The organism is Kitasatospora kazusensis, assembly GCF_039529945.1.
In the GTDB taxonomy this organism is placed as follows: domain Bacteria; phylum Actinomycetota; class Actinomycetes; order Streptomycetales; family Streptomycetaceae; genus Kitasatospora; species Kitasatospora kazusensis.
On the sequence record NZ_BAAANT010000117.1, the window covers coordinates 1 to 1,788 of the forward strand.

A 1,788-nucleotide genomic window follows, 5' to 3' on the forward strand; every position below is an offset into this window, starting at 1 on the left:
TGGCGGGCGAGGAGGGTGCCGAGGGTGCCGGTGCCGCCGGTGATGAGGATGGTGCCCTGGGGGTCCAGCGGGCTGGTGTCGGCGGGCTGGGGGGTGTTGTCCTTGGTCAGTCGTGGTGCGAGCAACTGGCCGCTTTTCAGGGCGAGTTCTGGTTCGTCGGTGCTGAGGGCGAGTGGCAGGGCGGTGTGGGAGGCGTCGGTGCCGTCGGTGGCGAGCAGGACGATGCGCTCGGGGTTCTCGGCCTGTGCCGAGCGGGTGAGTCCGCGGATGGTGGCGGTGGTGAGGTCGTCGGGGGTGCCTCGGGTGGCGATCAGCAGTCGGGCGTGGGCCAGGTCCTCGTCGGCGAGGATGTTCTGGAGGGCGGTGAGTGTGCGGGCGGCCAGGGCGTGGGCGCGGTCGATCTCGTCGGTCTCGGTGACCGTCAGGTCCACGTGGTCGAGGATGTCGAGTCCGGCGGTGCGGAGTGCCTCGGCGGTCTGCGGGTCACCGATGACCACCCACGGTCCGGTGGCCGGTGAACTGTCCGTCAGATCCTGCGCACACCAGTCGATCCGGTGCAGTGCGACGTCCTGGCGGGTGGTGCGCGTCTCTTCGAGCCGCGCGGGGTCCACCTCGCGCATGGTCAGGGCGCCGATGGTCATCACGGGCGCGCCGGTCGGGTCGGCGACCGCCATGGTCACCGTGCCCGGTGTCGGTTCGCTGACCCTGATCCGTAGCCGGGTCGCGCCGGTCGCGTGCAGGGTGACCCCGCTCCACGAGAACGGCAGCCGGACGTGCCCGGTCTGCTCCACGATCGGCTCACCCTCCGGGCCGATGCGGGGGACCAGCGCGCCGGGGTGCAGTGCGGCGTCGAGCAGCGCCGGGTGGATGCCGTAGCCACCCGGCTCGGCGCCCTCGGGCAAGGCGATCTCGGCGTACACCGAGTCCGCGTCGCGCCAGGCCGCGCGCAGGCCCTGGAAGAGCGGTCCGTAGTGATAGCCCCGCTCGATGAACTGCGAGTAGAAGTCCCCGAGTTCGACGGGTGTGGCGCCGGTGGGCGGCCAGGCGATCAGGCTCTCGCCGTCGGCTGCCGTCCGGATGCCGAGCAGACCGGTCGCGTGGCAGGTCCACGCGGTGTCCGGGGTCGGGTCGTCGGACCGGGTGTAGACGGCGAAGGAAGACCGGCCGGTGTCATCCGTCGGCTCGATGACCAGCCGGAGCTGGAGAGCGCCACGCTCGGGGATCGCCAAGAAGGAGTGGTGGGTCAGCTCGTCGATCTGGTCGCAGCCGACGTGGTCGGCGGCGTGCAGCAGCAGGTCGACAAAGGCGGTTCCGGGCAGCACGGGGGAGCCGTAGATCTCGTGCTCGGCGGTCCAGGCCGGGTTCTCCGCCGAGATCCGTCCCGTGAACAAGTGCCCCTTGCCATCGGGAAGTTCGGTCACGGCAGCAAGCAGTGGGTGGTCGCTCGCAGTGAGCCCGGCCGCAGTCAGATCGGCGCCGGCGTTGGACGGGGCGAGCCAGAACCGCTCGTGCTGGAAGGGATAGGTGGGGAGGTCGGTCGCGGCGGCCGTGTTTTCGGTGGTGGGCCAGGTGATGGGGTGGCCGTGGGTGTGCAGCTGGGCGAGGGCCGTGGTGAGGGTCAGTGCTTCGGGGTGGCCTTCGCGGAGGGTGGCGGTGGTGACCGTGTCCTCGGTGTCGAGGGTGGTCTGGGTGAGGGTGGTGAGGACGGGGTCGGGGCCGAGTTCGACGAACGCGGTGACGCCTGCTTGGTGGAGGGTGTGGATGGTGTCGGTGAAGCGGACGGGCTGG

1 protein-coding gene is annotated in these 1,788 nt (G+C 71.1%); it reads right to left on the reverse strand.

What is annotated here, in order from left to right; genetic code table 11:
• The coding region (locus tag ABD330_RS32195; RefSeq protein WP_344469861.1) for a polyketide synthase dehydratase domain-containing protein at positions 1 to 1,788 on the reverse strand (1,788 nt) is incomplete at both ends.